The sequence below is a fragment of the Actinomadura madurae genome, from assembly GCF_047130825.1.
GTDB lineage: Bacteria > Actinomycetota > Actinomycetes > Streptosporangiales > Streptosporangiaceae > Spirillospora > Spirillospora madurae.
In genome coordinates this window covers 6652557-6677410 of record NZ_CP083237.1, presented here as the reverse complement: position 1 = coordinate 6677410, position 24854 = coordinate 6652557, and the positions used below count along the sequence as shown (strand labels likewise).

Sequence of the window (24854 nt, the reverse complement as noted above, 5' to 3'; positions counted from 1 at the left end):
GGTCAGACGTGGCTGCGGTGGGCGGTCTCCGGGCCGACGACGCGGAGGAGTTCCAGGGCGTCGATGCTGCCCGTTCCCGGGGGCGGGGTGTAGACGAAGAGGCGCTGGTCTTCCGAGGGGGCCAGCAGGGCCTCCATGTCGAACACGATCAGGCCGATCTCCGGATGCCGCACTTTCATCCGGCAGCTGCGCTGGACGGCGACCTCGTGCAGGTTCCACAGCCGGGTGAACTCCGTGCTGGCCGCGTGCAGCCGTCCCACCAGGGCGGACGCCACGGGGTCGGGGCCGCGGCGGGCGACGGCGGCGCGCAGGTGGGCGACGAGCCGCCGGGCGTGGGGCTCGTGCTCCTCCTCCGGGTACGCCTCCCGGACGAACGGATCGGTGAACCACCGCCACACGATGTTCCGGTCGGCGCCCTCGACCGTGCACACGCACCCGAAGAGGGCCTCGGCGAGCGCGTTCTGGGCCAGCAGGTCACCGAGGTCGCCGACGAGCTGCGCGGGCGTCTCCTGGAGCCGGTCCAGCAGGTACAGCAGGCCCGGGCGGACATGGTCGCCCTCGAACGGCCCGCCGGGCGGGCGGTGCCCGGCGAGGACGTACAGGTGGTCGCGCTCGTCCGTGGTCAGCCGCAGCGCGCGGGCCAGGGCGCCCAGCAGCTGGGTGGACGGCTGCGGGCTGCGGGCCTGTTCGAGGCGCATGTAGTAGTCCGCGGACATCCCGGCGAGCTGCGACACCTCCTCCCGGCGGAGCCCCGGGGTGCGGCGCCGCGGGCCCGCCGTCAGCCCGACCTCCTGCGGGCGGAGCCGCTCGCGGGAGCGGCGGAGGAAGTCGGCGAGCTCCGTGCGGTCCATCTCCATGCCCCCATGATTCCCGGTCTGCCCGGTATGTCCGTAGGGCTGAGACTGGGACCGGTTGTCCTAGCCAAAGCGGTCCGCTTCTCCCGGCGGCCGGGCGCTGGCAGCGTCGGAGACATCCGGAACGACGCGAGAGAACGTCGCGAAAGAACGATGCGAAAGGACGACCGGCCATGCCGAAGCTCACCGTTGGAAACGCGCACATCCCCTACCGCGTCGAGGGTCAGGGGCCCGCCCTCGTCCTGGTGCACGGCGCCGGGCCGGGCTCGATCATGTGGGACGCCCTGCTCGACCGCTTCACCGATCACCGCACCGTCGTGCTGCCCGACCTCGCGGGCAGCGACCCGGCCGAGGACGACGGCTCCCCGCTGACCATCGAGGCGCTCGCCGCCCAGGTCAACGCGGTGATCGAGGACTCGGGGACGGGCCCCGCCGACGTCGTCGGCTTCTCGCTCGGCGCGCCGACCGCGGCGGCCGCGGCGGCGCTGCGCCCGGACCTCGTCCGGCGACTGGTGCCGGTCGCCGGCCTGTCCCACGCGGGCGACGAGTACGTCCGCCAGTACATGACCACCTGGGCGGCCCTCGGCGGCGACCCCGAAAGCTTCGGGCGTTTCGCCACGATGACCTCCTACAGCCGCCAGTTCCTCAACCAGATCGGTCACGAGGCGGTCGAGCAGGCGACCGCGTTCATGCGCCCGACGGACGGGGTGCTGCGCCACATCGACCTCGTCCGGCGTCTCGACATCCGGGCACTGCTGCCCAGGATCGAGGCGCCCACCCTGGTCATCGGCGCGACGCGCGACCAGGTGGTCCCGGTCGAGAACCACCGGGAGCTGCACGCGGGCATCCGCGGCAGCGAGTACGCCGAGCTCGACACCGGGCACGTGGCGTTGGCGGAGCGTCCCGACGAGTTCACCAAGCTCGTCCGGGACTTCCTGGACCGCTCCTAGGACACCGGCCGGGCCGCCCCTGTGAGTGAGCGCGCGCGTCGAGCACCATGGGAACCATGCGTCCCATCGAGCAGCAGACCATCCTCATCACGGGCGCGACCGACGGGCTCGGTCGCGCCCTGGCCGCCGAACTGGCCGCCGAAGGCGCCACGGTCCTCGTCCACGGACGGGACGACCAGCGCGGCAAGGCGACCCTCCAGGAGATCGGCGGCCGTGCCTCCTGGTACCGGGCCGACCTGGCGTCGCTCGCCGAGACCCGCGCCCTGGCCGAGGCCGTCCGGGCCGACCATCCGCGCCTGGACGTGCTCGTCAACAACGCCGGCATCGGCAACGACGGCCCGCGCATGGAGAGCGCGGACGGCCACGAGCTGACGTTCCAGGTGAACTACCTGTCCGGCTACCTGCTCACCCGGCTGCTGCTCCCGACCCTCGTGGCGTCCGCGCCGGCGCGGATCGTCAACGTCAGCAGCCTCGGCCAGGAGGCGATCGACTTCGACGACGTCATGATCACCCGCGGGTACGGCGGGATGCGGGCGTACCGCCAGAGCAAGCTCGCCCAGATCCTCTTCACGATCGACCTCGCCGGCGAGCTGGCCGGGACGGGCGTCACCGCGAACGCCCTGCACCCGGCCACCTACATGCCGACCAAGTTGGTCCCCACCCCCATCAGCACCCTGGAGGAGGGGGTGCGGGCGACCCATCGCCTCGTCACGGACCCGGCCCTGGACGGGGTGTCCGGCCGCTTCTTCAACGGCCTCCGGGAAGCGCGCGCCGACGCCCAGGCCTACGACACCGAGGCCCGCGCCCGCCTGAAGGCCCTCTCGGACGAGCTCACCTCGCCCTGACGCGTCCGATCATTGGTCGAGCCAACGAGCCCCTACACTGATCCACATGATGAGGGCCGACGCCGAGACGCCCGCGCGGCTCCGGCATGCCGTGAGCTGGCTGATCAACCTGGTGTCCCTGCACAGCCACCGCCTGGTCGGCGACGCCTTCGCCGCCGCCGGCGCCCGCGGGTACCACTACCGGCTGCTCGCCACGCTGGACGAGTACGGCCCGTCCAGCCAGGCCGACCTCGGGCGCCGCACCGGGATCGACCGCAGCGACGTCGTCGCCGCCCTCAACGAGCTGGCCGCCAAGAACCTCATCGACCGCTCTCCCGATCCGTCCGACCGGCGCCGCAACGTCATCACGCTGACCCCGGACGGCGCCCGCCACCTGGAGGAGCTGGAGGCGGTCGTCACCGGCGTCCAGGACGACCTGCTCGCCCCCCTCTCACCGGCCGAACGCCGCCAGCTCGCCGACCTGCTGGCACGTCTCGCCGACCACCACGCCCACCGACGCTGAGGAGCCGCCCATGCCGCCGACGCCGCCCGCCATCCGCCTCGTCGAGCTGCCTCCCGCCGCCATGGAGGCGCTGCTGGACGACGACCTGGCGGGCGCCGGGGCGGCGGCCGGGATCCCCCTCACCGGCTACTTCGTGACGGACGAGGCGAAGTTCCTCTGGCGGTTCCGCCTCGCGCAGCTGGCCCGCGACCCGTCCTGCGCCCCCTGGATCGTCCGGGCCGCCGTGGCGGAGCCGGGCGGCCCGGTCATCGGGCACGCCGGCTTCCACGGCGCCCCGGACGCGGACGGGACGGTCACGATCGCCTACTCCGTCGACCCGGCCCACCGCCGCAAGGGCTACGCCCGCGCGATGCTCGCCGCCCTGCTGGAGCGTGCCGCGTCCGAACCGTCCGTCACGACGGTCCGCGCCACGATCAGCCCCGACAACGCCGCGTCGCTGGCGACGATCGCGGGCCACGGCTTCACCCACGTGGGCGAGCAGTGGGACGAGGAGGACGGGCGCGAACTCATCTTCGACCGCCCGGCCCGCTGACGCCCCGGGCTAGTCCTGCGGGGCGGGATGCTCGCGCAGCCACGTCTCGGCCCGCCGCCGTGACGCCCGGGACAGCCACGCGTCCTGGACGACCTCGGTCAGCTCCCGCAGGGTGAGTTCACCGATCCGGCTCCCCCGCAGCAGCACCGAGCGGTGGCCGTTGAAATGCGGCGTCGTGAAGAACGGCGACGCCTCGTCCTGGACCAGCGCCTGCTTGTCGGACTCCGACGGCACCCAGAACACGATCACGTCCGGGTAGCGCTCGCCGGTGACGGGGTCGACCGCGTCGGGACGGGGGTTGCGGAAGAACACGAACGACTTGCCCCCGACCTGGTAGACGGGGTTGCCGCCCGACGCGCGCTCGACGGTGACATGGGGCATGCCCGTGGCCAGGTCGTGCACGTCCTCGACCCGGGCCGGACGGTCCTCTCCAGGCATACCCGCAGCGTAGGCGCGGTCGCGGGCCCTGGGCCACACGCGGGCCGTCAGGAGCGCGGGCGGAGTCCGGTGAGGTCGAGGCGGGCGAGACGTTCCGGGTCGGTGAGGATGTCCATCGCGGCGACGCGCCCGTCCCGGGTGGTGACGGCGGCGACCGCGAAGGGCTCTCCGCCGAGCATGGAAACCCAGCCGACGCCGCCGTCGACGAGCGCGGGCCACGCGTCGAGGCCGAGCCGCGAGACGCTCCGCGCCCTCCGGGCGACGTTCTCGGCGCCGCGAACCTCGACGAGCATGCCGGTGCCGCTGTCCTCGCGCACCACGACGCCGGGGTCGAGGACGGCGACCAGGGCACCGAAGTCGCCCTCTCGCGCGGCGGTGAGGAAGGCCCTGACGACCTCTTCCTGAGCGGCCGTGCCGGTGCCGGGCGCCGCCTCGGCGTCGCGGATGCGGCGGCGGCCGCGGCTGGCCAGCTGGCGCGCCGCGTCGGGCGACCGGCCGATGATCCCGGCGATCTCGTCGAACGGGACGGAGAACATGTCGTGCAGGACGTAGGAGAGCCGCTCCGCCGGCGTCAGGGTCTCCAGGACGACCAGCAGCGCGACGCCGACGGAGTCGGCGAGCAGGGCCTCGCGCTCCGGGTCGGGGCCGTCCACGCGGTCGACGACCGGGTCGGGCAGGTGGGCGCCGAGCGGCTCCTCCCGGCGCGTCCTGCGCGCCCGGAGCATGTTGAGCGCGACGCGGCCGACCGTGGTGACCAGCCAGGCTTCGAGGCTGCCGATCGCGGCGGCGTCGGAGCGGCTGAGCCGGATCCACGCCTCCTGGACCGCGTCGTCGGCCTCGCTCCCGGAGCCGAGCAGCCGGTAGGCGACGGCCCGCAGCCGGGGCCGGTGCTCCTCGAACCGCGCCGCCAGCCGGTCGCTCTCGTCCATCGATCGGCGGACCCGTTCCGGACGCCGGGCGCGGCGTCACATCTGCGTGCCACTGGGGGTCTATCCGTTGAGAGGGTAACCGAAGGGAGACCGATCATGATGACCGATCGCAGGTCCGCCGAGGTCAGGGACGGATTCGTCGCGTACGGCGGGCTCGGGGGACCGGAGCTCGACCCCGCGTTCTGGGGCCCGGTCCATCTGCCGCGTCCGGAGGGCGGGGTGCACGTCCCGATCGACCCGAACGCGGAGACGGCGGTGGGCGACGGCGAGGTGCGGGTGGCGATCCCGCGCTTCTCGATGGCGGACGACACGTTCCAGCCCGCCGACAGCCCCAAGTACCTCGTCTTCTCGACGCGCACGTTCGACGTGCCCCCGGACCGGCCCGCGACGTTCGCCGTCGACCTCGCCGTCGAGAACGTCGGCGGCGACCCGGGGGACTACCGCCTGGGCATGGCCGCCTTCCACGTCTTCGACTTCGACGTGAGCAAGCGCGTGTTCGCCGTCTGCGGCACGTCCACGCGCGTGCTGGCGCTGCACGAGCGGCTCGGCGCCTGGGGAGCGGACCGGCCGTTCTACCACGTGGCCGAGTCGCCGTACGAGGACTTCGACGACGACTTCACCCGGCACCGGACCTGCGAGATCACGCTCGACCGGAGCACGTCGACCGCGACCTGGCGCGTCGACGGCCACACCGTGTACGAGACTCCCGGCACGTTCGTCCCCGAGCGCGTCCAGATCGGATTCGGCATCTGGACGATGCTGCCGCCCCGGAACGGCCGCAGCCGCTCCCTGCAGGGCCAGGGCATGAACGCCCGCTGGCGCGATTTCCGCACGCACGGGGCCCGCATGCTCCCGTCCCAGCGTTAATTCTGTTGAGCAGGCGCCCTCGCAGTGGTGAGGATGCTGCATGGTCTGGACTGCTCCCATGGTGGATCGCGGCGGTTTCCCCGCCGCCGCTGACGAATCGACGTCCCTTGAAAGCTTTCTCGACTTTCACCGCCGCACCCTCCTGCTCAAATGCGGCGGGCTGAACGGCGAACAACTCGCCGCCAAGCCGCTGCCGAGCACGAACCTGAGCCTGCTGGGCCTCGTGCGCCACCTCGCCGAGAACGAGCGGTGGTGGTTCCGCAATAGGTTCGGAAAAGACCCGTCAGCAGTAGACCTTTACTGCAGCGAGGAGTATCCGGACGGTGAATTCGACCTCGCCGACCCGGGCGGCGCGGAGGCCGACTTCGCCACCTACGCCCGCGAGGTCGAGCTGGCGCGCGCGACGACGGCGGGACGGTCGCTGGACGAGGAGTTCCCCGGTAAGGACGGCACGCTGACGCTCCGCTGGGTGTATCTCCACATGATCGAGGAGTACGCGCGCCACAACGGCCACGCGGACCTGCTTCGCGAGGCCATTGACGGCGTCACCGGCGAGTAGCGCGCCCTACTGCGGTTCGGTGACCGGGGTCTGCGCGGCCTCGCGCTGGATCCGGTCGAACTCGGCGCCCATGGCCTGGGCCACCTCGGTCGCCGCCGACAGGGGCCGCACCATGACGGTGAGGTCGTCGATGAGGCCGCTCTCGTCGAGGTGGAGGAAGTCGCAGCCGTGCACCTGGCGGCCGTTGACCGTCGCCTTGAACATGAGCGCGAGGTCGCGGCCGTCCGGGCTGACGATCTCCCGCACGTAGTGGATGTCCTGGAACACCCGCGCCGCGCCGCGGACGATCGCCACCGTGATCGCCTTGCCGTGGTACGGCTTGAACACCACCGGGCTGGTGAACACCGCCTCGTCGGCGAACAGTCCCTCGACCGCCGATATGTCACCGGCTTCCACGGCCCGCCGGAACGGATGCATGCGCGACACCCCCATATTAAACAAGTTGAATAGGTGCGGATAACAGTATCTTTGAGCAGGGCGGATCGCCAGCGATCTGTGTCGTGTGGACGGTCACATACGCATACCGGAGAGTGTGGGGGGTCGCTCCCCCACAGAGCACACGCGATTAATGGCCGTACTGCCCGCCGGCGGGCAGTACGCTCGGGCACATGTCGTTGCGGAACGCGGTCCTGGCCACGCTCCTGGAGGGCGAGGCCTCCGGATACGACCTCTCGAAGAGCTTCGACGCCGGAGTGGCCAACTTCTGGATGGCGACTCCCCAGCAGCTCTACCGGGAACTGGACAAGATGGCGGCCGAGGGCCTGATCCGCGCACGCGTCGTCCAGCAGGAACGCCGCCCCAACAAGCGCCTCTTCTCCCTCACCGACGCCGGACACCGCGCGCTGCACGAGTTCACCGCGAGACCGCCCCGCCCCGGCGCCATGCGCGAGGAGCTGATGGTGCAGGTCCAGGCGGTGGACGCGGGAGACGTCCACGCCGTCATGGACGCCATCCGCGAACGGCTGACCTGGGCCGAATCGAAGATCGCCCGCTTCGAGCGGATCCGCGCCCGGTTCCTGAACGGCCGCACCGAGGAGGAGCATCTCGCCACCGCCGAACGCATCGGCCCCTACCTCACGCTGATGCGCGGCATGGCGTTCGAGCGCGAGAACCTCCGCTGGTGCGAGGAGACCCTGGCCATCCTCGAACGGCGCGTCGAATCCCGCGTCCGCGCGGAGTAGGCGTCAGGCCACCATCACCGGGACGGCCAGCGCGATCAGGACGGTCAGCGTCCACAACGCGGGAGCCGAACCGAGGATCTGCTCCCTGCGGGCGGTCGCGCGGACCGCCTCGACGTCGCTGCGCGCCACCCACCACGGGTTCTCCCGGTGCTCCAGCCACGCGTACACGGTGCCGAGCCCGGCGCCGTAGGCGAGGTGCCCGATCAGGCTCGCGAACGCCGCCGCGATCGCCGCGGCCTCCCACCTCGGCGGCTGGCCCAGCAGGACGGGGAGCAGCGTCAGCGCCCCGAGCACCCACCAGAAGAACCCGTACGACAGCCCCCAGCCGACCCCGGACACGAGGTCGTAGCTGCGTCCACGGAAGAACAGCGCGTACGACACCCCGATGACCTGCGCGATCACGAGATGGACGGCCCAGCCGGCCCCGGCGCCGCGCGCCCCCACCAGCCGGGCGACGGTCGGCAGCGCCTCCACGCTCCCCCACAGCAGGCCGAACACGACACCGCCGACGAGCCCCGCCAGCGCGCCGTAGCCGACGGCCCGCAGCCCCCGCGTCCCGGCGCCGCGGTGCAGGAGCCGGACGTCGTCCACGAACAGGCTCCGCGCGAGCCCTCCAAGCCAGCCGAAGACGGCCGCGATGCCCGCACCCGCCAGCAGATACGCCGGCAGCCTCGACGCCTCCTCCGCCACCGCCGCCTGGGACCAGCCGAGCGCGCCGTCCTGGACCAGCGGCACGAGCGTCAGGTCGGCCGCGACCCACCACAGGAACCCGTAGGCGGTGCCGCGGACGAGCGCCGGGCCCGTCCCCTCGGGACGTCCGGTGAACACCACCGGGTAGCCGGCGCCCATGGCCACGGCCGCGGCGGGCAGCCAGCCGAGACGCGCGCCGCCGCCCACCCCGAAAGCCAGGACGAGGACGCCCGCCACGATCCCGGCGGCGATCAGCCCGCGCAGCAGCGGCCTCGGCCGCAGATGGTCCTTGACCGCGAACCGGCCGTCCGGGTGCAGCAGCGCGAACCCGACCGCGGTGACCCCGCCGTAGAACAGGTGGCCGAGCAGGCTCGGCATCGCCGACTGCGCGCTCGCCAGGCTCCACGTCATCGGGACGCCGGTCAGCAGAGGCAGCAGCGTCAGCGTCCCGAGGAACCACCAGAACACCCCGTAGGCCAGCCCCCAGAACACCAGCTCGCTCGACCGGATCCGCTGCCGCACCGCCAGCAGCCCGAACCCGGCGCCGACCAGGACCGAGATCGCCATGTGCAGCGCGAATCCCACGCCCGGCGACCCCGACCCGGCGAGCACCGCGACGGCCGGCAGCATGCCGAGCGACCGCATCGCCGCCCCGAGCACCAGGCCCCCCGCGAGCCCCGCGGCGCCGCCCGTCCACGCGCCCCGCAGGACGCCCGGCGCGGGGACCGCCCCGATGCCGGCGCGGGCCGTCACCGGACGCCCCGCGCGGGCACCGGCGCCTCGGCGGACGGCCCGGTCACCACGATGTCGCGGGGGAACACCAGGTCGAGCCCCCAGTCGAGAAGGACCCGGACCCGGCGGTCGATGCCGGGCAGCTTGGCCAGGTAGATGCCGCGCCACAGCAGCCAGGCGCTCAGCCCGGAGAACGGCCGCCCGCGGATCTGCCCGGCGGCGGTGCGATGGCCGAGCGCGACGAACACGCCCAGCGTCCGGAAACGGAACGGCGCCGGCCTGCGCCCCTTCAGCACCGCCGCGATGTTGTCGGCCACCGCCCGCCCCTCCCGCGCCGCGTGCTGGGCGGTCGGCGGGTACGGCGGCCCGTCCGGCGCCGGGATCCGCGCGCAGTCGCCGATCGCCCAGACCCCGTCCAGTCCGAACGCCCGCAGCGTCCGGTCCACCGGCACCGGGCCGTCGCCGGCGAGGGCCCGGACCAGCGGGCTCGGCCGGTTGCCCGCCGTCCACACGAACGTCCCCGCCGGGATCACCGCCCCGTCGTTGAGCCGCACGTCCCGGGCGCCCGCGGCCGCCACCCGGACACCGAGGCGGAACTCGATCCCACGCGCCCGCAGCTTTTCCTGCGCGTACTCCCCGAGCCGATCCGACAGCTCCGGCAGGACGCGGGCACCCGAGTGGACGAGCACGAACCGCGGCTCCCCCGGGTCGATGCCGGGATAGAAATGCAGCACATCGTGGGTCAGGTCGTACAGCTCGGCGACGATCTCCGTCCCGGCGAACCCGCCGCCCGCCACCACGAACGTCAGCAGCCGGGCCCGCTCGGCGGGATCGTCCTCCTGGTCGGCGCGCTCCAGCAGCATCAGCACCCGGTCGCGCAGCCGCACCGCGTCCGACAGCGACTTCAGCGTGCACGCGTTCTCCGCCACACCCGGCAGATCCGGGAAGTGGGGAACCGACCCGACGGCCAGCACCAGATGGTCGTACGGCAGCGCCTCGCCCGCCTCCAGCCGGACGACCCGCCGCGCCGCGTCCACCTCGGCCACCCGCCCGTGCCGGAACCGCGTGTGCGCCACGGCGGCGCGCACCGGCGAGGTGATGTGCCGCTCCTCCAGCCCGCCCGACGCGACCTCCGCCAGCATCGGCGTGAACAGCAGATGGTTGGAGTCGCTGACCAGCGTCACGTCGATCCGGTGCCCCCGCAGGTTCAGCCGCTCGAACCGGCGCGCGGCGCCGACGCCGCCGAACCCGCCCCCGATGATGACCACCCGCGGCGCGCGCGGCCTCTCCTTGGCGGGACGGTCGCGGAAACGCCGCACGGCGGCGTGGAAGAGCAGCCCGGCCAGCGTCCCCTGGAGCAGGGAGCCGACCAGCTCCGGATACACGGCCGTGGCCGCCGCGATCGACCAGGTCGGCGCCGTCCCCTGGATCAGGGGGTCCACGGTCAGCCACCAGAACGCCCAGCCGAGCAGGCCGAGCAGCAGCCCGCCCGCCGCCGACACCGCCGGACCGGACGGCCGCCGCCCCACGAACCCGCCGAGCAGCTCACCGGTGACCGCCGCGTACAGGGCGAACACCGCCCACCCGTACGTCCCGTGGCCCGCCAGCAGGTCCTGCCACGCCATCAGCGCGCCGACCGCGAGCCCCGACACCGCCCCGCTGCCCATCCCGACCAGCAGCCTCGCACCGTCACCCGGCGCCGTAGGCCCGTGCTCCCGCAGCCACATGCCGCATCACCCGTCCCCCGCCAAGGCAGGGTCGCCCGCTCGCCCCCGCCCGCAAAGGACCACGAGACCCGAAGGCCCGCCACAACCACCCGTGAACATCCGGCGAGCCCGCCCCCGCGACCCTCACCCCGACGTACGTCTTCCCGCCCCACCCCGGTTCACCCCGCGATGACCACCCCCGGCCACCCCCGGAAAGGGTGCCCGTGCCGCGGCGTCGACCCCGTCGACACCGGACGGACCGGGGCGGGGGGATGAGTTGGGTGGGAGGGGCTATTGGGCCATGTCGACGAAGCGGCTGTAGTGGCCCTGGAAGGCGACCGTGACGGTGGCGGTCGGGCCGTTGCGGTGCTTGGCCACGATCAGGTCGGCCTCACCGGCGCGCGGCGACTCCTTCTCGTAGGCGTCCTCGCGATGCAGCAGGATCACCATGTCCGCATCCTGCTCGATGCTGTTGTGCAGGGCTATTCCGTTCGCAACAAAATTATGAAGGCCCATCACCGTCGCGTCGTAGACCTCTTGCTCGCCGATACTTTCGATCTCGACGATCTCATCCCAGAAGACGTCGTTGACGCTCAAGAACTCCAGATCGGAGCAGTCGAGGACCGTCGCCACCCGGCCGAGGCGCGCCCGACTCGGTGAACGCTTCCACAGGGCGCTGCCGCAGAACTGCGTCCCTATGGCGGCGGAGAACTCACGATGGGTCATGCCCCGATCCACAAGAATCGTCTTGACGTCGTCCCGAACATCACGTGGGATGGTGTCGAGGTTCGTGTTCGGCCGTTTTCCCTGCAAGCTTCGCATGGCGGACGCCGCCTTGAGTCCCCGCCCCCCGTGCACCTGGACCGCATTGAAGAACGCGAGCTGATTCTCCGCGCCGTAGATATGGAGCTGGTAACCGGGCCGGTAATCGCCCTTCCTCACCGTCTTGATACGGGACAGGACGCCGAACCGCAGAAGCAGTCGCGACACATCGTCGACAAGGCGCTTGCTCGTTGAGGCGTAGTAGAGCCGGCACTGCTCCCGCTCAGCGTCCCAGTGAACGCAGCCGTCAGTGGCCCAGAGATGCGCCAGAAAAAGCGCTACCTGCTCCTTGGGGAGGCTGAACACCTGCCCCGGGACGAATTTCTCATGCGAACGCAGCCCGAACAGACCCAACTCGTCGAGCCACTCGGCGATCGGGTTTCGCCGACCATGAGTCAGACGGTAGGGCGCCGGTAGACGGAGCGTCGTGACACGCGCAGCCTCATACTCGTCCCGGACCGCGCTGATACCGAAATGCTCGGCCGCACGGGTTACAGCCTGCAAGCAGGCTTCGTCTCTACTGGCATAGCGAATCGGCTGACGCTTGACGAAAGAACCGTCCCCGATGAGGTGTGCAAGCAGGACAACGCGGTCTTCAGGCCAACTCTCCGGCTTGAGAGGGGGCGGCACATGCCTGGACGCGGCGACACGGGACCCCGGCTTCAGGTCACCGAGAGCCGTCCACCCGCCGTAGGTGAGAAATGGATGGTTGGCCGTCGCCTCGACCTCCTTGCCGGAGGCCAGCCGCACCCGGAACACTTCCTTGCGTCCGCTGGAGAACGCGTGCGTCATGGTGCGCGGCACGTACTTCAACCGCTCGTCGAGAGCCCACACGGGAACATCACGGGCGCCGTCCGCGACGAGATCGCCTATGGTGACTTCTTCGTTGGTGTCCGCACGCATGATCCGGGTGGAGGACGTGACACACCCCGATTCGCGTAGGTCGGAGACCATGGGCTTCTTGTCGGTTCGCTGCTCGGGGCCTCGGTTGAGCTGCGACAGCGCGATGACCGGGACGCCCAGCTCCTTCGCGAGCAGCTTCAGCGACCGGGAGAACTCCGAGACCTCGACCTGGCGGCTCTCCACCCGCTTGCCGGACGTCATCAGCTGCAGGTAGTCGATGATGACGAGCCGCAGGTCGTGCTGCTGCTTGAGGCGGCGGCACTTCGCGCGGATCTCCATCATCGACATGTTCGGCGAGTCGTCGATGAACAGCGGCGCCTCGGCCACCTCGCTCATGCGGCGGGCGAGGCGCGTCCAGTCCTCGTCCTGCATGGTGCCCGAGCGCATCGCGTGCAGCGCCACCCGCGCCTCGGCGGACAGCAGCCGCATGGTGATCTCGTTGCGTCCCATCTCCAGGCTGAAGAACGCCGAGGTCAGACCGTGCTTGATGGACGCGGCGCGGGCGAAGTCGAGCGCGAGCGTCGAGTTGTGCGTGGGGATGCAGGAACGCCCCGCCAGGTACATGTGGTCGGCGTTGTCGACCTGCACGCACCGGACCGGCACGCTCTCGACCGGCCGGACGTCCACGATGTGCCGCACCGGAGCGCCCGGGTGGACGATGCCGCGCTCCCGGGCGGCCTTGCGCGACAGCCGGAACACCGGCTCGCGCGGCGTGAAGCCGACCTGGTGCATCGGCTCGGACAGGGGCTCCCCGGCCGGGTCGGCGGTCAGCTCGGCGGGGTGGCCGAGGCTGAGGACGAGCTCGCGCACCCCGCCGGCGAGCCGGGCGCTGGAGAAGACCACGTCGACGCGCCCGTCACCGGACAGGTGGCCGGCGACGTCGAGGATCCCGGCGAGCAGCGCCCGGCGCTGGGCCGCGGACGCCCGCAGGTACGGCGCCGGGATGTGCGCGCCGTCCAGCAGGCCGAGGCCGCCGAGCCGCTCGCGCAGGCCGGGCAGGAGGTGGCAGCCGGGGACCGGCTCCGGGACGACGTGTTGACCGGCCGCCTCGATCCGGGCGATGACCTCGCCGTCGAGGCAGGTGATGCGGGCCTCGTCCTCGTCTCCGGCACCTAGCCACACGCCGAGGACGTACGGGGCGACGGGCAGGTCGGCCTCGGGCAGGTCGAAGGCCGCGGCGACCCCGACGGTGTGGGCCGGACGCCCCTCGTGCCGGAGCGTCGCGTGGATCTGCTCGGTCGTCCGGATCCGGGGACCCCCGGTGAGCGGCGGGACGGGCTCGTTCGCGAAGGCGGCCGTGCCGTGGCCGCCCTTGCCCGCCGGAAGGTGGCGCCTGCCGGGCGTCGCCTGGTTCGGTGCGTGCCCACCGGCGCGGGCGGCCTGCCCGTGGAATCGCCGGACGAACTCGTCCCAGCGCGCGGGATCGGCGAGGTGCCGGACGCCGGGTGCCGTCGGGGCGCGGCCGGGAGTGCCGCACCGCCCGGCGAGGGCGCGCGCGGGAGACGCCGTCCGGCCGGAGAAGTCGCCCCAGCGAGGCGAGGCGGCGCCGGACCTCGTGGTGCGCCACTGGTGCTCGGCGTCGGCGACGATCACCTCGCCGTCGGAGAATTCGATCTCATAGCAGGGGCGGTCGTACATGACGTCGCTCACGGCGACGACGCGCGTCGGCTTGCCATCGGCTCCGATCAGATGATCACCAACGGACACGTCGCCCATAGTGGTCCACCCCAACGGGGTTGCAAGGGGAGTGTTCAGACAAACCGCCTTGCCCATGGCAGGTCTCGCTGCCACCACGATCATCTGCCCGGGGTGGAGGCCGTTGGTGAGGGCGTCGAGGTCGGCGAAGCCGGTGGGGCAGCCGACCATCTGGCCGCCGCGGCTGCCGATCGCCTCGATCTCGTCCAGCGCGCCCGGCATGATCTCCGAGAGCGCGACGTAGTCTTCGCCGGCGCGCTTCTCGGCGATGGCGAACACCTCGGCCTGGGCGCGGTCGAGGACCTCGTCGGCGTCGGCGCCGTCGGCCGCGTAGCCCATCTGGACGATGCGGGTGCCGGTCTCGACCAGGCGGCGCAGGATCGCCCGCTCGTGGACGATCTTCGCGTAGTACCCGGCGTTCGCCGCGGTCGGCACCAGGGAGATCAGCGTGTGCAGGTAGGGGGCGCCGCCGATGCGGCCGATCTCGCCGTTCTTGGTGAGCTCGCCGGCGACGGTGACGGCGTCGGCCGGGTCGCCGCGGCCGTAGAGGTCGAGGACGACGTCGTAGATGATCTGGTGCGCGGGACGGTAGAAGTCGGGGGTGCGCAGCAGCTCGACGACCTCGGCGATCGCGTCCTGGGAGAGCAGCATGCCGCCGAGGACGCCCTGCTCCGCCGAGATGTCGTGGGGAGGGGTGCGCTCGAATTCGTGGTCCTGCGGGCCGATATCCGCCACGCTCACCGCCGCACCCCCATCTTCGTGGTCGCCGTCCGCCCCGTCGCCGACCCGTTCACCTCACGTCTACCTGACGCGTCGGACATTCTCGCGACCCCGCGCCGCCGCGGGCAAAGCAGCCTGTGGACGACCCTGTGGACTCCCTGTGCAGACACGCCGATTCGGTTGTGCACGACCTGTGGACAACTTTGTGGATTCGTCGTGGACGACCTCGACGGCATCCCGCTAACCTGCGGGAACGCCGTCCACGGGGTGTGTGAGAAAGAAAGTCGGCCGATCGTCCCGATGTAAGGCTTGAATTTCGTACGAACGTTACAGCCTGGTACCCTCGGCGCGATGACCTCCCCCCGCCGGCTCGCGACCCCGCACGACCGCGAGATCCTGCGCCTGGCCGTGCCGGCCTTCGGCGCGCTCGTCGCCGAACCGCTCTTCCTGCTGTCCGACACGGCGATCGTCGGGCATCTCGGCACCGCCCAGCTCGGCGGACTGGGCGTCGCCGGGCAAGCCCTGACCACCATCGTCTACGTCTGCGTCTTCCTCGCCTACGGCACGACCGCCGGGGTGGCGCGCCAGGTCGGCGCGGGGGACATGCGGGCCGCGATCAGGCAGGGCATCGACGGCCTGTGGCTCGCGCTCGCCATCGGCGCGGCACTGGTCGTGGCCGGCTGGCCGCTGGTCTCCTGGATCGTCGACGCGTTCGGCGCGTCCCCCGGCGTCGCGCCGCACGCCGAGACGTACCTCAAGATCAGCCTGTTGGGCATCCCGGGGATGCTGCTCGTGTTCGCCGGGACCGGCGTACTCCGCGGCCTCCAGGACACGCGCACCCCGCTCGCCGTTTCGGTCGGCGGCTTCTCACTGAACCTGCTGCTCAACGCACTGTTCGTGCTCGTCCTGGACTGGGGGATCGCCGGCTCCGCGTGGGGGACCGTCCTCGCCCAGACGGGCAGCGCGGCCGTCTACGTCGCGGTGGTCCTGCGCGGCGCGCGCGAGCACGGCGCCCCCGTCCGTCCCGACCTGGACGGGTTGTGGACGTCGGCCACCGCGGGCTTCGGCCTTTTCGTCCGGACGGCGGCGCTGCGCATCGTCCTCATCGTCGGGACGTCGATCGCGGCCCGGATGGGGGACCCGGAGATCGCCGCCTTCCAGGTCGGTTTCCAGATCTGGACGCTCATGGCGTTCGCGCTCGACGCCATCGCGATCGCCGGGCAGGCCATCACGGGACGCTACCTGGGCGCGTCCGACCTCGCGGGCACCCGGGCCGTCACCCGCCGGATGGTCGGGTGGGGCATCGGGTGCGGCATCGCGTTCGGGCTGGCGATCCTCGCCGTGCGGCCGTGGCTGCCGGGCCTCTTCACCTCCGACGGCGACGTCCGGAACCTCCTCCTCGCTTCCCTGCTGCTCGTCGCGGTCCTGCAACCGGTCGCCGGCGTGGTGTTCGTCCTGGACGGCATCCTGATCGGCGCCGGCGACGGCCCCTACCTCGCCGTGACGACGCTGCTCGCGACCGCCGTCTTCATGCCGGCGGCCATCGTCCTCTACCGGGCGGACGCGGGCCTCGTCGGACTGTGGACGGCGATCGGCCTGTGGATGCTGACCCGCATGCTCACCCTCGGCCTCCGCGCCCGCGGCGACCGCTGGATGGTCACCGGCGCGGTCCGCTGAAATCCGCGAATCACACCCGCACCGGCCATCACACTCGCTACTATTCGAACATGTGTTCCACACACGGCGAGCGGATGGCCCGGCTGACTCAGGCGATCGACGACCTGGCGGCGGAGGGCCTCGCCGGCCTGCCCCCGGAGACCCTGGTCGAACGGGTCGCGGGCATCTGGTCGCTCGTCGAGGGCATCGACCCGGAGATCGCCCGCCGCCGCACCCGCTACACGACCCCCGAGACGTGACCGCTCAGCCGCCGAGCGGTGGCAAAATCTGCAGGACCGAACCCGAGCCGTCGACCGCCTTCCCCACCCCCGCCGAGCTCCCCAGACGGGCGGCCACCGCCTTGCGGAGCTCGGGCAGCCGCGCGTAGAGGACGTCCCCCGGGCACGAGGTGTTGTTGAGGTCGCGGTGCCCGATGATGGCGCTGGACGGATCAAGGCCGTACTGCCGGCACAGCCAGACGCACACCTCCAGCAGCGAACTCCACAGGCGGTCCGGCACCGCCTTCGTCATGTAGGTGCCCTCGTTCTCGATGCCGATCGTGTGCTCGTTGTGGTGCAGGACCTGCGCGCCGACGGCGAGGTTCCCCGCCCGGACAGACCGCAGGCTCCGGTTCCGCCCCTCCATCACGATGCCGCCGCGGCTGATGGTGAGCTGCTGGCCGGTGTCGTCCCAGCCGTTGCCGTCCATGTGCATGTTCTGGATGGCCCGCGACAGGCCGAACGCGTGGGCGAGCGAACCGTCCTTGGAGTTCCCCGTGGCCGTGTGGTGCACGATGATGCGGTCCGGCGCCCGCCCGAGGATCCTCGCCGGACGCCGAGGCGGCCTCGCGTTCCACTGCGCACGCGTGTACACGTGCGGGGCCTCGGCCCTGAACATGACCTGCTCGCCGGTCCCGTGAAGACGTTCGTCCGCCATGGCCACATTCTGGTGGGACGTCCCCCAGGACATCATCTCCAGCAGTCCCGCTCCCACCGCACCCCCGATGAGCGACCGTCGCGTCACGCGCCGGACCGCCCCGTCCCGGTCGCTCGCGCCCTCCCCCGAATGCGCGTTCACCACCGTCCCCCTTCATTCCGCGATTATGTGATCACGGAACGTAATCGCCCCAAAGTTGACCACCCAAACACAGGGCGATTCACGGACGTTTCACGCGAAACCATGGCCATAACACCACCCCACCCACCCCGAAGGCCCCCGCAAGCCCCCGTCCACCCCAACCCCGGACAACCCGCCGCCCAACAACACCCCACCCCAGACCCCCGTCCCCGCCACTTTCACCCCGGACAAAGCCCCCCAACGCACCCCACGGCAGAAGCACGAGCAGCGGAACGGACCAATAACCCGTACGGTGTCGCCTCAGCCCCGGCGGCCGGCCGCGCCGCCACAGCCAACGAGCGGGCGAACCCGATCCCGCGGAGCGTGGCGCGGAAGCCCGTCGCCATCAACGAAACGATCTCCAGGAGAACGAGATGCGGTCGGCGAGAACCGCCCACACGAGGCAACGGCAGGAGCATGACCCGCCCCGAGGGCGGCGCGAGGTGCGTCGAGGCGAAACGCCGGCGAGCTAGAAACGGTCGCGCGAGGCGACGGCGTCCGGAGCATGACCTGGACCGAGGGCGGCGCTGGGTGGGGCGGGCGCGGTGTGGGTGGCGGGACGCGGTGGTGCGTGTAGGGGCGGTGGGGGTGGGGTGTCTGGAAATGGTGACGGCCCCCGTCCGGGTGGGCGGGGGCCGTCGGTGGAGCGGGTGTCAGGCCTCGAGGACGTTGACGTCGATCGTGGCGTTGACGTCGCTGTGCAGGCGGACGCTGACGCGGTGGGTGCCGACGGTCTTGATCGGGTTGCCGATCTCGATGCGGCGGCGGTCGAGGTCGGGGCCGTTCGCGGCGCGGACGGCCTCGGCGATGTCGGCGGCCGTCACGGCGCCGAAGAGGCGGCCGTTGCTGCCGGTGCGGGTGCGCAGCGTGACGCGCAGCCCGCCGAGCCGGTCGGCGACCTCCTTGGCGTGCTCGACGGTCGCGATCTCGCGGGCCGAACGCGCCTTCTTGATGGAGTCGATCTCCTTCTCGGCGCCCCGGGTCCACCTGATCGCGAACCCGCGGGGGACGAGGTAGTTGCGGCCGTAGCCGTCGCGGACCTCGATGACGTCTCCGGGCTCGCCGAGCCCGGAGACCTGCTGGGTCAGGATGAGCTTCATGATCGTTCCTCCTGCCTCAGCGCGCGGTGCTGGTGTACGGCAGCAGCGCCATCTCGCGCGCGTTCTTGATCGCCGTGGCGACGTCGCGCTGGTGCTGGGTGCAGTTGCCGGTCACCCGCCGGGCACGGATCTTGCCGCGGTCGGAGATGAACTTCCGCAGCAGGCCCGTGTCCTTGTAGTCGACGTAGGAGATCTTCTCCTGGCAGAAAACGCAAACCTTCTTCTTCGGCTTGCGGGGAGGTGGCTTCGCCATCGTGGTGCTCCTTTGGGAGAGCCCCGCTCACGCGGGAATGGACGTGTACTTGATCTGTTAGAAGGGCGGGTCGTCGGAGAAGCCTCCGCCGCCCCCGCCGCCGCCGCTGGTGGCCCACGGGTCGTCGGCCGGCGCGCCGCCCTGCTGGCCGCCGCCGAAACCACCGCCGCCCTGCTGGCCTCCGCCGCCGAAGCCGCCGCCGCCCTGGCCGCCGCCTCCGCCGCCGCCGAAACCACCGCCGCCCCCGCCCTGCCGCTGGGTCTTGTTGACCTTGGCGGTGGCGTTGCGCAGCGACGGGCCGACCTCGTCGACCTCGATCTCGAAGACGGTGCGCTTCTCACCCTCGCGGGTCTCGTAGGAGCGCTGCTTGAGGCGTCCCTGCACGATCACCCGCATGCCGCGCTGCAGGGTCTCGGCCACGTTCTCGGCGGCCTGCCGCCAGACGTTGCAGGTCAGGAACAGCGCCTCGCCGTCCTTCCAGTCGCCCGACTGGCGGTCGAAGAACCGCGGCGTCGAGGCGATGCGGAAGGACGCGACCGCCTGGCCGCTCGGCGTGAAACGCAGATTCGGGTCCTCGACGAGGTTCCCGACGATCGTGATTACGGTGTCGCCTGCCATGGGGCTCGCTCCGGCTGCTGAGAGGGCTGAGCCAGGCTCAGTGGACCTCGGGGCGGATGACCTTGGTACGGAGGATCGACTCGCTCAGGTTGAGCTGCCGGTCGAGCTCCTTGACCGTGGCAGGCTCAGCCGACAGGTCGACCACCGCGTAGATGCCTTCGGACTTCTTCTGGATGTCGTACGCCAGGCGCCGGCGGCCCCAGACGTCGATCTTCTCCACGCTGCCGCCGCCGTCCTTGACGACCTTCAGGTACGGGTCGAGCGCCGCGTTGGCGGTGCGCTCGTCGATGGCGGGGTCGAGAATGGCCATGAGTTCGTAACGACGCATGCTGTGTCCCTACCTCCTCTGGACTGATGCGGTCACGGTCTCTCCGTGACAGGAGGGCTGTTGCGTCCCCCGCGGCGGCGCCGAACCCCGGATCGCCGGGCGCACCTGCCGCGAGACCGGTCCAGGCTACCAACACTCGGCAGCGTACGAGCCGGTTCATGGAGTGGAGCGCCAGCGGAACGGAGTGAACCGGCTCGTACCGCCCTTGCCGGGGGTGTGGGGGTCGCCCCCACGAGTGACTACGAGCCGGTTCATGGAGTGGAGCGCCAGCGGAACGGAGTGAACCGGCTCGTACCGCCCTTGCCGGGGGTGTAGGGGTCGCCCCCACGAGTGACTACGAGCCGGTTCATGGAGTGGAGCGCCAGCGGAACGGTTCGCGGAGCCCGGGCCGCGGCGGAGTGAACCGGCCGTCGCGCCCGCGGAAACGGTGATGTACCGCCCCTGCCGGAACGGTGATGGCGCGTGGGTCATCGGGTGGGGGTTGGGTGGGGTGGTCGGCGGGCGCAGCGGCGGCGGTCTAGTTCGGCCATGATGTCGGCCATGCGGGCGCGCATGCGGGCGGCCTGGGTCGTCAGCTGCGACAGCTCCTCGACGAGCTCCGCGTCACCGATGAGCCCCAGCTCCGATTTCGTCACGGTGTGCACCTCCTGCTCCTCCCCCGGGCGGACCCGAGCCCGGTGTTCTCGAATCCATGTTCGACCGTACCGGGTGCCGCCGACATTTATCGCGCACCCCCGCCGGTTGATCTCTTGCTCGGCTGGGCATTTCTTTACCCACATGGTCCGTCCGGTCCCGCGCTCACCGTGCGCCCCAGGCGCGGGGGCCATCAGCTGACGAGGAGGAGTCCATGCCACAGGAGGCGACCGGCTCGCGGCCGTCCGCCGCCCGCGCGCAGGCCGAGTCACAGCCGCACCGGATGCAGGACGTGCTCGCTCTGGCGTCCGTCACCGTCGGGCTCGCGGCCCTGGTCCTCGGGTGGATCCCGGAAACGCACTTCTTCGGCGCGGTGCTGGGCACGATCGGGCTGCCGCTGGCCCTGTACTCCCAGATGGTGTCGGCGACGACGAACGAGCGCTGGCTGAACGTGATCGGGATGATCGCCGCGTTCATCGGCGCCGGGTTCGCGCTGAGCAACGGCGGGTTCTCCCTCTGACCGCGGAGCCCGCCCGCGCTGTCGTGGTGCGCGGCTAGGCTCGTGGGCATGCGCATCGGAGCCCATGTCGACCAGAACAACCCGCTCGACAACGCCCGCGCGGTCGGCGCCGACGTCGTCCAGTTCTTCCTGGGCGATCCGCAGGGGTGGAAGAAGCCCGTCCTGCCGGAGGGCGTCGAGGCGCTGGCGGGTTCCGGCGTGGACGTCTACGTGCACGCTCCGTACACGATCAATGTGGCCACGTCCAACAACCGGATCCGGATCCCGAGCCGCAAGAACCTCACGCAGCAGCTGGAGGCGGCGGCCTCCATCGGCGCGAAGGCGTTGATCGTGCACGGCGGGCACGTCCTGAAGGACGACGACCCGGAGACCGGCTTCGAGAACTGGCGCAAGGTGTTCGAGCGCGTCGAGTGTCCGATTCCGGTCTACATCGAGAACACCGCGGGCGGCGGCAACGCCATGGCGCGCAAGTTCGACCGGATCGCCCGGTTGTGGGAGGTGCTGTCCGGCGTTCCGGGGCTGGACGGCAAGATCGGTTTCTGTCTCGACACGTGCCACGCGCACGCGGCGGGGGAGGAGCTCGTCGACGCCGTCGACCGGATCAAGGCCATAACCGGCCGCATCGACCTGGTGCACTGCAACGACAGCCGGGACGCGTTCGGATCTGGCGCCGACCGGCACGCCAACCTCGGCAGCGGGAGCATCGATCCCGAGCTGATCCTCGGTGTCGTCCGGGCGGCGAACGCCCCGGTCGTGGTGGAGACGCCGGCGGCGGGCCAGTCCGACGACATCGCGTGGCTGCGGTCGAAGATCTGACGCGGCCGCCGGATGGATCTTCGCCCAGGGTGGGGAACCAGCGTGCCGCGCACGGCATCTAACGGGTCGTGACGGAAAACCGCGTAGGTCAAGCCGGACGACAAAATCCGAAGGTCACGTCACACTGGCATAATCCGGAACCCAGCCCTCAGCGCACGCGTGTCCACTCTGGCGGCGGGCGCGCAGACCGATCGGGATGCTCATGGCACAGCCCCCTTACGACCCCTACGGCTATGGAGCGCAGGACCCCTACGCCCAGTCCTACTCACAGCAGCCCGCGGTCCAGCACCACTACTACGGGTCGTCGGTGCCGGCCACCGCGCCGACCAACGGGATGGCGACCGCGTCGCTGGTGTGCGGGCTCATCGGCTTCTTCGCCTGCGGTCTGACGTCGATCCTCGCGGTCATCTTCGGGCACATCTCGCTGAACCAGATCAAGCGGACGCGCGAGGGCGGCCACGGCATGGCCGTCGCCGGACTCGTCCTCGGCTACATCGTGTCCGCGGGATGGATCATCTTCTGGATCTTCTACATCGGCCTGTGGGCGATGATCGTGGGCAGCGGCGCCGCGACCAGCAGCACGTACTGACCGTTCAGGCGAGCCGGGGAACGCCCGCCACCTCCACGCCGACGCTCGACATCAGCACGGTCATGGGGGTGGGGGTGTCCCGCCAGGCCTTCACCGCTCCGGCGAAGACGTCCAGGACGGCGCGCAGCGACGCCGGGTCCGTGTCGGCCAGTTCGGCCCACGACTCGTACAGCACCATGTAGCCGTGCTTGGCCGGCGTCCAGGACAGGTCCTTGAGGTACTCGCCGAGGTCGTCCCAGCCGGTTCCCGCCCCTTCGGGCAGCTCGAACGCGCCGCCGCACAGGCGCAGGAACGACTCCTCCGTCCGCGCGCGGCGTCCGTCGAGGTAGAAGCCGCGCCAGCCGGCCTCCTCGGCCCTGCCGATCCAGCTCGTGTCGCCGACCGCGCCCGGCACCGGCGGCGTCCGCCACTGGTAGACGCCCGGCTCCAGCCGTCCCGCGAGCAGCTCGGTCAGTGCTTGGTTCGCGTCCACGTCATCTCCCGGCAGTGTCGTGCGTTCCTGCGGCGCGCGGGGTCCGGGTCGACCCGCCCGCGGCGATCATTTCCCGGACATCCGCCGCAAAATCCCCCAACATGGGCACGTTCCGGCCACGACCGCCGGAGCGCCCGGCGATCGCCGCACGGGCACCCGACGCGGTCCCGCCCATGACGCGCTGAGCAGCGCCGATTTCCCGACCTTGACAGCGTCTCTCGTCGTTCCGTATTCTCTCGATTTAAGAGATGCTCAATTTCAGAGCAACTCTCGGAGCGAGGTAGTTGCCCGATTCCGGAAGGAACACAGAGATGAACACCACGCCCACCGCCACCCGCGTCCAGGCCCACTACGAGACCGTCAAGAAGCTCGGCCATTGGACGGACGACCGCCGCTTCGAGGTGCGCGCCCGCCGCGGCATGGTCGTCCTCGACCTGCGGTCCCCGCGCATCCCGGACGGCGACATCGAGGTCGGGGTCGGCCTCGACCACGCGATGGTGAAGCTGCTCGTCCCGCAGGACGCCCGCATCGACCACTGGGACCTGCGCTACACCGGCCGCGGCCGGGTCAAGGACTGGACCGGCGAGAACGGCGGCGGCCGGACGGTCCGCGTCACCGGCGAGATCCGGCACGGGGAGATCCGCGTCCACCGCGGCGGGGTCGCCACCCTGTCCGCGATGTTCTCGCGCGAGTTCGTCCAGGACGTCCGCCGCGCCCGGCGCGAAGGCACCACCCCGACGGTCGCCGACCCCGCCTACGACGGCTGACCCCGCACCCCCGGAGGCCCGTCCCGGCGATCCTGCCGGACGGGCCTCCGCCATGCGTCTCCCGCGCGCGCTTCCGCGGGCATGATGAATCCGGGTTTGAGTCTCCAGTGGCTGGAGGCCCCAGGGTGAGGGGCATGGAAGGCGACACCGTGTACACGATCGGGGAGCTGGCGCGGCGCACCGGGCTTTCGGTGCGGACGATCCGGTTCTACTCCGACGCGGGTGTCCTGCCGCCCACCCGCCGCACCGACGCCGGCTACCGGCTCTACGACGCGGACGCCGCCGCGCGCCTCGACCTCGTGCGGACGCTGCGCGACCTCGGCGTCGACCTCGGCACCGTCCGGCGCGTGCTGGACCGCGAGGTCGGCGTCGGGGAGGTCGCGGCGGCGCACGCGGAGGCGCTGGACGTGCAGATCCGCACGCTCCGGCTGCGCCGGGCCGTGCTGCGGGCGGTGGCGAAACGCGGATCGAACCCTGAGGAGATCGAACTCATGCACAAGCTCGCCCGGCTGTCCGACGAGGAGCGGCGGCGCATCATCACCGACTTCATCGACGAGTCGTTCGCCGGTCTCGACGTCCACCCCGGCTTCGCGGAGAAGATGCGGGCCGCCCTGCCGGACCTGCCGGACGACCCCGAGCCCGAGCAGGTCGACGCCTGGGTGGAGCTGGCCGAACTGGTCGGCGACCCCGGTTTCCGGGCGTCGGTGCGGCGGATGGCCGAGTTCCAGGCCGCCGAGATGGGACGGCAGACCGTCCCGGACGACCCGCAACGCCTCGCCGACCTGACGGTGGAGAAGGCCGGGCAGGCCCTCGCCGACGGGATCGCGCCCGACTCGGACGAGGCCCGCCCCATCGTGGACGAGCTGGCCCGCGCCTACGCCGACGCGTCCGGCGCGACCGACGACGCCGCCTTCCGCCGCGAGCTGCTGGCCCGCATGGAGATCGGCAACGACCGGCGGGCGGAGCGGTACTGGCAGCTGCTCGCCGTCATCAACGGCTGGCCCATCCCGCCGACGCTGACGCCGGCGTTCGAGTGGTTCATCGAGGCGCTGCGCGCCTGA

28 protein-coding genes are annotated in these 24854 nt (G+C 71.5%); 14 read left to right on the top strand and 14 right to left on the bottom strand.

Annotated elements, in window-relative coordinates; genetic code table 11:
* Positions 1-2: 2 nt before the first annotated feature.
* A complete protein-coding gene (locus tag K8Z49_RS30545) occupies positions 3-857 on the bottom strand; it encodes a helix-turn-helix transcriptional regulator (RefSeq protein ID WP_021594639.1) in 855 nt (284 codons plus the stop codon).
* 170 nt (positions 858-1027) lie between these two features.
* Here K8Z49_RS30545 and K8Z49_RS30540 point away from each other — a divergent pair, with 170 nt between their 5' ends.
* Genes K8Z49_RS30540 through K8Z49_RS30525 form a run of 4 tightly spaced genes read left to right on the top strand, consistent with a single transcriptional unit; the run spans position 1028 to position 3683 of the window.
* On the top strand, positions 1028-1804 hold the full coding sequence (locus tag K8Z49_RS30540; RefSeq protein ID WP_021594638.1) for an alpha/beta fold hydrolase: 777 nt from the start codon (positions 1028-1030) through the stop codon (positions 1802-1804).
* Positions 1805-1860: 56 nt separating this feature from the next.
* A complete protein-coding gene (locus tag K8Z49_RS30535; RefSeq protein ID WP_111832907.1) occupies positions 1861-2649 on the top strand; it encodes an SDR family NAD(P)-dependent oxidoreductase in 789 nt (262 codons plus the stop codon).
* A 46-nt stretch (positions 2650-2695) separates the two neighbouring features.
* Positions 2696-3151: a MarR family winged helix-turn-helix transcriptional regulator gene (locus K8Z49_RS30530; protein WP_021594636.1), complete on the top strand. Its 456-nt coding sequence runs from the start codon at positions 2696-2698 to the stop codon at positions 3149-3151.
* A 10-nt stretch (positions 3152-3161) separates the two neighbouring features.
* Positions 3162-3683: a GNAT family N-acetyltransferase gene (locus K8Z49_RS30525; RefSeq protein ID WP_075024294.1), complete on the top strand. Its 522-nt coding sequence runs from the start codon at positions 3162-3164 to the stop codon at positions 3681-3683.
* A 9-nt stretch (positions 3684-3692) separates the two neighbouring features.
* Here K8Z49_RS30525 and K8Z49_RS30520 read toward each other — a convergent pair whose 3' ends face one another.
* A complete protein-coding gene (locus K8Z49_RS30520) occupies positions 3693-4121 on the bottom strand; it encodes an MmcQ/YjbR family DNA-binding protein (protein WP_075024295.1) in 429 nt (142 codons plus the stop codon).
* A gap of 47 nt (positions 4122-4168) precedes the next feature.
* Positions 4169-5050: a sigma-70 family RNA polymerase sigma factor gene (locus K8Z49_RS30515; protein ID WP_412515828.1), complete on the bottom strand. Its 882-nt coding sequence runs from the start codon at positions 5048-5050 to the stop codon at positions 4169-4171.
* Between the two features lie 96 nt (positions 5051-5146).
* On the opposite strand from K8Z49_RS30515, the gene K8Z49_RS30510 reads away from it, so the two are divergent.
* On the top strand, positions 5147-5917 hold the full coding sequence (locus K8Z49_RS30510; protein WP_412515827.1) for a DUF6081 family protein: 771 nt from the start codon (positions 5147-5149) through the stop codon (positions 5915-5917).
* 40 nt (positions 5918-5957) lie between these two features.
* Entirely contained in the window at positions 5958-6476 is a 519-nt protein-coding gene (locus K8Z49_RS30505) for a DinB family protein (protein ID WP_412515826.1), read from the top strand.
* Between the two features lie 6 nt (positions 6477-6482).
* On the opposite strand, the gene K8Z49_RS30500 is transcribed toward K8Z49_RS30505, so the two are convergent.
* Complete coding sequence (locus tag K8Z49_RS30500) at positions 6483-6893, bottom strand: nuclear transport factor 2 family protein (protein ID WP_412521198.1); 411 nt, start codon at positions 6891-6893, stop codon at positions 6483-6485.
* A 191-nt stretch (positions 6894-7084) separates the two neighbouring features.
* On the opposite strand from K8Z49_RS30500, the gene K8Z49_RS30495 reads away from it, so the two are divergent.
* On the top strand, positions 7085-7657 hold the full coding sequence (locus tag K8Z49_RS30495; protein WP_021594629.1) for a PadR family transcriptional regulator: 573 nt from the start codon (positions 7085-7087) through the stop codon (positions 7655-7657).
* 3 nt (positions 7658-7660) lie between these two features.
* Here the strand turns inward: K8Z49_RS30495 and K8Z49_RS30490 are convergent, their stop codons facing one another.
* The 3 genes from K8Z49_RS30490 to K8Z49_RS30480 form a co-directional block, all read right to left on the bottom strand.
* The gene (locus K8Z49_RS30490) at positions 7661-9100 is read right to left on the bottom strand and encodes a hypothetical protein (protein WP_111832720.1); all 1440 of its coding nucleotides are present in this window, start codon (positions 9098-9100) and stop codon (positions 7661-7663) included.
* Positions 9097-10806: an NAD(P)/FAD-dependent oxidoreductase gene (locus K8Z49_RS30485; RefSeq protein WP_024936675.1), complete on the bottom strand. Its 1710-nt coding sequence runs from the start codon at positions 10804-10806 to the stop codon at positions 9097-9099. The genes K8Z49_RS30490 and K8Z49_RS30485 overlap by 4 nt, the downstream gene beginning before the upstream one ends.
* 270 nt (positions 10807-11076) lie before the next feature.
* Positions 11077-14946, bottom strand: coding sequence for a replicative DNA helicase (locus tag K8Z49_RS30480; protein ID WP_412515825.1), 3870 nt, complete (start codon positions 14944-14946; stop codon positions 11077-11079).
* Between the two features lie 330 nt (positions 14947-15276).
* Between K8Z49_RS30480 and K8Z49_RS30475 the strand changes: the two genes are divergently transcribed.
* Positions 15277-16602 carry an MATE family efflux transporter gene (locus K8Z49_RS30475; protein ID WP_021595774.1) on the top strand — a complete coding sequence of 442 codons (1326 nt, stop codon included), beginning with the start codon at positions 15277-15279 and terminating at the stop codon, positions 16600-16602.
* A gap of 50 nt (positions 16603-16652) precedes the next feature.
* Positions 16653-16841 carry a hypothetical protein gene (locus tag K8Z49_RS30470; RefSeq protein ID WP_052357975.1) on the top strand — a complete coding sequence of 63 codons (189 nt, stop codon included), beginning with the start codon at positions 16653-16655 and terminating at the stop codon, positions 16839-16841.
* A 4-nt stretch (positions 16842-16845) separates the two neighbouring features.
* Here K8Z49_RS30470 and K8Z49_RS30465 read toward each other — a convergent pair whose 3' ends face one another.
* The 6 genes from K8Z49_RS30465 to K8Z49_RS30440 all read right to left on the bottom strand — a co-directional run bounded on the left by K8Z49_RS30465 (position 16846) and on the right by K8Z49_RS30440 (position 20631).
* On the bottom strand, positions 16846-17658 hold the full coding sequence (locus tag K8Z49_RS30465) for a peptidoglycan recognition family protein (RefSeq protein WP_338072039.1): 813 nt from the start codon (positions 17656-17658) through the stop codon (positions 16846-16848).
* A gap of 692 nt (positions 17659-18350) precedes the next feature.
* On the bottom strand, positions 18351-18797 hold the full coding sequence (gene rplI / locus K8Z49_RS30460; protein WP_021595777.1) for a 50S ribosomal protein L9: 447 nt from the start codon (positions 18795-18797) through the stop codon (positions 18351-18353).
* Positions 18798-18813: 16 nt separating this feature from the next.
* Entirely contained in the window at positions 18814-19050 is a 237-nt protein-coding gene (gene rpsR, locus K8Z49_RS30455) for a 30S ribosomal protein S18 (RefSeq protein ID WP_019631633.1), read from the bottom strand.
* A gap of 57 nt (positions 19051-19107) precedes the next feature.
* Positions 19108-19668 (bottom strand): single-stranded DNA-binding protein, encoded by a 561-nt coding sequence (locus tag K8Z49_RS30450; protein ID WP_021595778.1) that lies wholly within the window; start codon positions 19666-19668, stop codon positions 19108-19110.
* Positions 19669-19705: 37 nt separating this feature from the next.
* The gene (rpsF, locus tag K8Z49_RS30445) at positions 19706-19996 is read right to left on the bottom strand and encodes a 30S ribosomal protein S6 (protein WP_024936676.1); all 291 of its coding nucleotides are present in this window, start codon (positions 19994-19996) and stop codon (positions 19706-19708) included.
* Positions 19997-20463: 467 nt separating this feature from the next.
* Positions 20464-20631 carry a hypothetical protein gene (locus tag K8Z49_RS30440; RefSeq protein ID WP_177287937.1) on the bottom strand — a complete coding sequence of 56 codons (168 nt, stop codon included), beginning with the start codon at positions 20629-20631 and terminating at the stop codon, positions 20464-20466.
* Between the two features lie 212 nt (positions 20632-20843).
* Here K8Z49_RS30440 and K8Z49_RS30435 point away from each other — a divergent pair, with 212 nt between their 5' ends.
* From K8Z49_RS30435 to K8Z49_RS30425, 3 genes are all read left to right on the top strand, one after another.
* Positions 20844-21149: a hypothetical protein gene (locus tag K8Z49_RS30435; RefSeq protein WP_021595781.1), complete on the top strand. Its 306-nt coding sequence runs from the start codon at positions 20844-20846 to the stop codon at positions 21147-21149.
* A gap of 48 nt (positions 21150-21197) precedes the next feature.
* Entirely contained in the window at positions 21198-21965 is a 768-nt protein-coding gene (locus tag K8Z49_RS30430) for a deoxyribonuclease IV (RefSeq protein ID WP_021595782.1), read from the top strand.
* Between the two features lie 202 nt (positions 21966-22167).
* Positions 22168-22554 (top strand): DUF4190 domain-containing protein, encoded by a 387-nt coding sequence (locus K8Z49_RS30425; RefSeq protein ID WP_033334204.1) that lies wholly within the window; start codon positions 22168-22170, stop codon positions 22552-22554.
* Between the two features lie 4 nt (positions 22555-22558).
* Here the strand turns inward: K8Z49_RS30425 and K8Z49_RS30420 are convergent, their stop codons facing one another.
* On the bottom strand, positions 22559-23026 hold the full coding sequence (locus tag K8Z49_RS30420; protein ID WP_075024945.1) for a barstar family protein: 468 nt from the start codon (positions 23024-23026) through the stop codon (positions 22559-22561).
* A gap of 311 nt (positions 23027-23337) precedes the next feature.
* On the opposite strand from K8Z49_RS30420, the gene K8Z49_RS30415 reads away from it, so the two are divergent.
* Together K8Z49_RS30415 and K8Z49_RS30410 are read left to right on the top strand one after the other, a co-directional pair.
* Positions 23338-23793: a hypothetical protein gene (locus K8Z49_RS30415; RefSeq protein ID WP_412515824.1), complete on the top strand. Its 456-nt coding sequence runs from the start codon at positions 23338-23340 to the stop codon at positions 23791-23793.
* 134 nt (positions 23794-23927) lie between these two features.
* A complete protein-coding gene (locus K8Z49_RS30410; RefSeq protein ID WP_021595786.1) occupies positions 23928-24854 on the top strand; it encodes a MerR family transcriptional regulator in 927 nt (308 codons plus the stop codon).

Excerpts from the sequence above, each read along its gene's own strand:
- K8Z49_RS30545 (WP_021594639.1), bottom strand. The coding sequence starts at position 857 with ATGGAGATGGACCGCACGGAGCTCGCCGACTTCCTCCGCCGCTCCCGC.
- K8Z49_RS30540 (WP_021594638.1), top strand. The coding sequence starts at position 1,028 with ATGCCGAAGCTCACCGTTGGAAACGCGCACATCCCCTACCGCGTCGAG.
- K8Z49_RS30535 (WP_111832907.1), top strand. The coding sequence starts at position 1,861 with ATGCGTCCCATCGAGCAGCAGACCATCCTCATCACGGGCGCGACCGAC.
- K8Z49_RS30530 (WP_021594636.1), top strand. The coding sequence starts at position 2,696 with ATGATGAGGGCCGACGCCGAGACGCCCGCGCGGCTCCGGCATGCCGTG.
- K8Z49_RS30525 (WP_075024294.1), top strand. The coding sequence starts at position 3,162 with ATGCCGCCGACGCCGCCCGCCATCCGCCTCGTCGAGCTGCCTCCCGCC.
- K8Z49_RS30520 (WP_075024295.1), bottom strand. The coding sequence starts at position 4,121 with ATGCCTGGAGAGGACCGTCCGGCCCGGGTCGAGGACGTGCACGACCTG.
- K8Z49_RS30515 (WP_412515828.1), bottom strand. The coding sequence starts at position 5,050 with ATGGACGAGAGCGACCGGCTGGCGGCGCGGTTCGAGGAGCACCGGCCC.
- K8Z49_RS30510 (WP_412515827.1), top strand. The coding sequence starts at position 5,147 with ATGATGACCGATCGCAGGTCCGCCGAGGTCAGGGACGGATTCGTCGCG.
- K8Z49_RS30505 (WP_412515826.1), top strand. The coding sequence starts at position 5,958 with ATGGTCTGGACTGCTCCCATGGTGGATCGCGGCGGTTTCCCCGCCGCC.
- K8Z49_RS30500 (WP_412521198.1), bottom strand. The coding sequence starts at position 6,893 with ATGCATCCGTTCCGGCGGGCCGTGGAAGCCGGTGACATATCGGCGGTC.
- K8Z49_RS30495 (WP_021594629.1), top strand. The coding sequence starts at position 7,085 with ATGTCGTTGCGGAACGCGGTCCTGGCCACGCTCCTGGAGGGCGAGGCC.
- K8Z49_RS30485 (WP_024936675.1), bottom strand. The coding sequence starts at position 10,806 with ATGTGGCTGCGGGAGCACGGGCCTACGGCGCCGGGTGACGGTGCGAGG.
- K8Z49_RS30475 (WP_021595774.1), top strand. The coding sequence starts at position 15,277 with ATGACCTCCCCCCGCCGGCTCGCGACCCCGCACGACCGCGAGATCCTG.
- K8Z49_RS30470 (WP_052357975.1), top strand. The coding sequence starts at position 16,653 with ATGTGTTCCACACACGGCGAGCGGATGGCCCGGCTGACTCAGGCGATC.
- rplI (WP_021595777.1), bottom strand. The coding sequence starts at position 18,797 with ATGAAGCTCATCCTGACCCAGCAGGTCTCCGGGCTCGGCGAGCCCGGA.
- rpsR (WP_019631633.1), bottom strand. The coding sequence starts at position 19,050 with ATGGCGAAGCCACCTCCCCGCAAGCCGAAGAAGAAGGTTTGCGTTTTC.
- K8Z49_RS30450 (WP_021595778.1), bottom strand. The coding sequence starts at position 19,668 with ATGGCAGGCGACACCGTAATCACGATCGTCGGGAACCTCGTCGAGGAC.
- rpsF (WP_024936676.1), bottom strand. The coding sequence starts at position 19,996 with ATGCGTCGTTACGAACTCATGGCCATTCTCGACCCCGCCATCGACGAG.
- K8Z49_RS30435 (WP_021595781.1), top strand. The coding sequence starts at position 20,844 with ATGCCACAGGAGGCGACCGGCTCGCGGCCGTCCGCCGCCCGCGCGCAG.
- K8Z49_RS30430 (WP_021595782.1), top strand. The coding sequence starts at position 21,198 with ATGCGCATCGGAGCCCATGTCGACCAGAACAACCCGCTCGACAACGCC.
- K8Z49_RS30425 (WP_033334204.1), top strand. The coding sequence starts at position 22,168 with ATGGCACAGCCCCCTTACGACCCCTACGGCTATGGAGCGCAGGACCCC.
- K8Z49_RS30415 (WP_412515824.1), top strand. The coding sequence starts at position 23,338 with ATGAACACCACGCCCACCGCCACCCGCGTCCAGGCCCACTACGAGACC.
- K8Z49_RS30410 (WP_021595786.1), top strand. The coding sequence starts at position 23,928 with ATGGAAGGCGACACCGTGTACACGATCGGGGAGCTGGCGCGGCGCACC.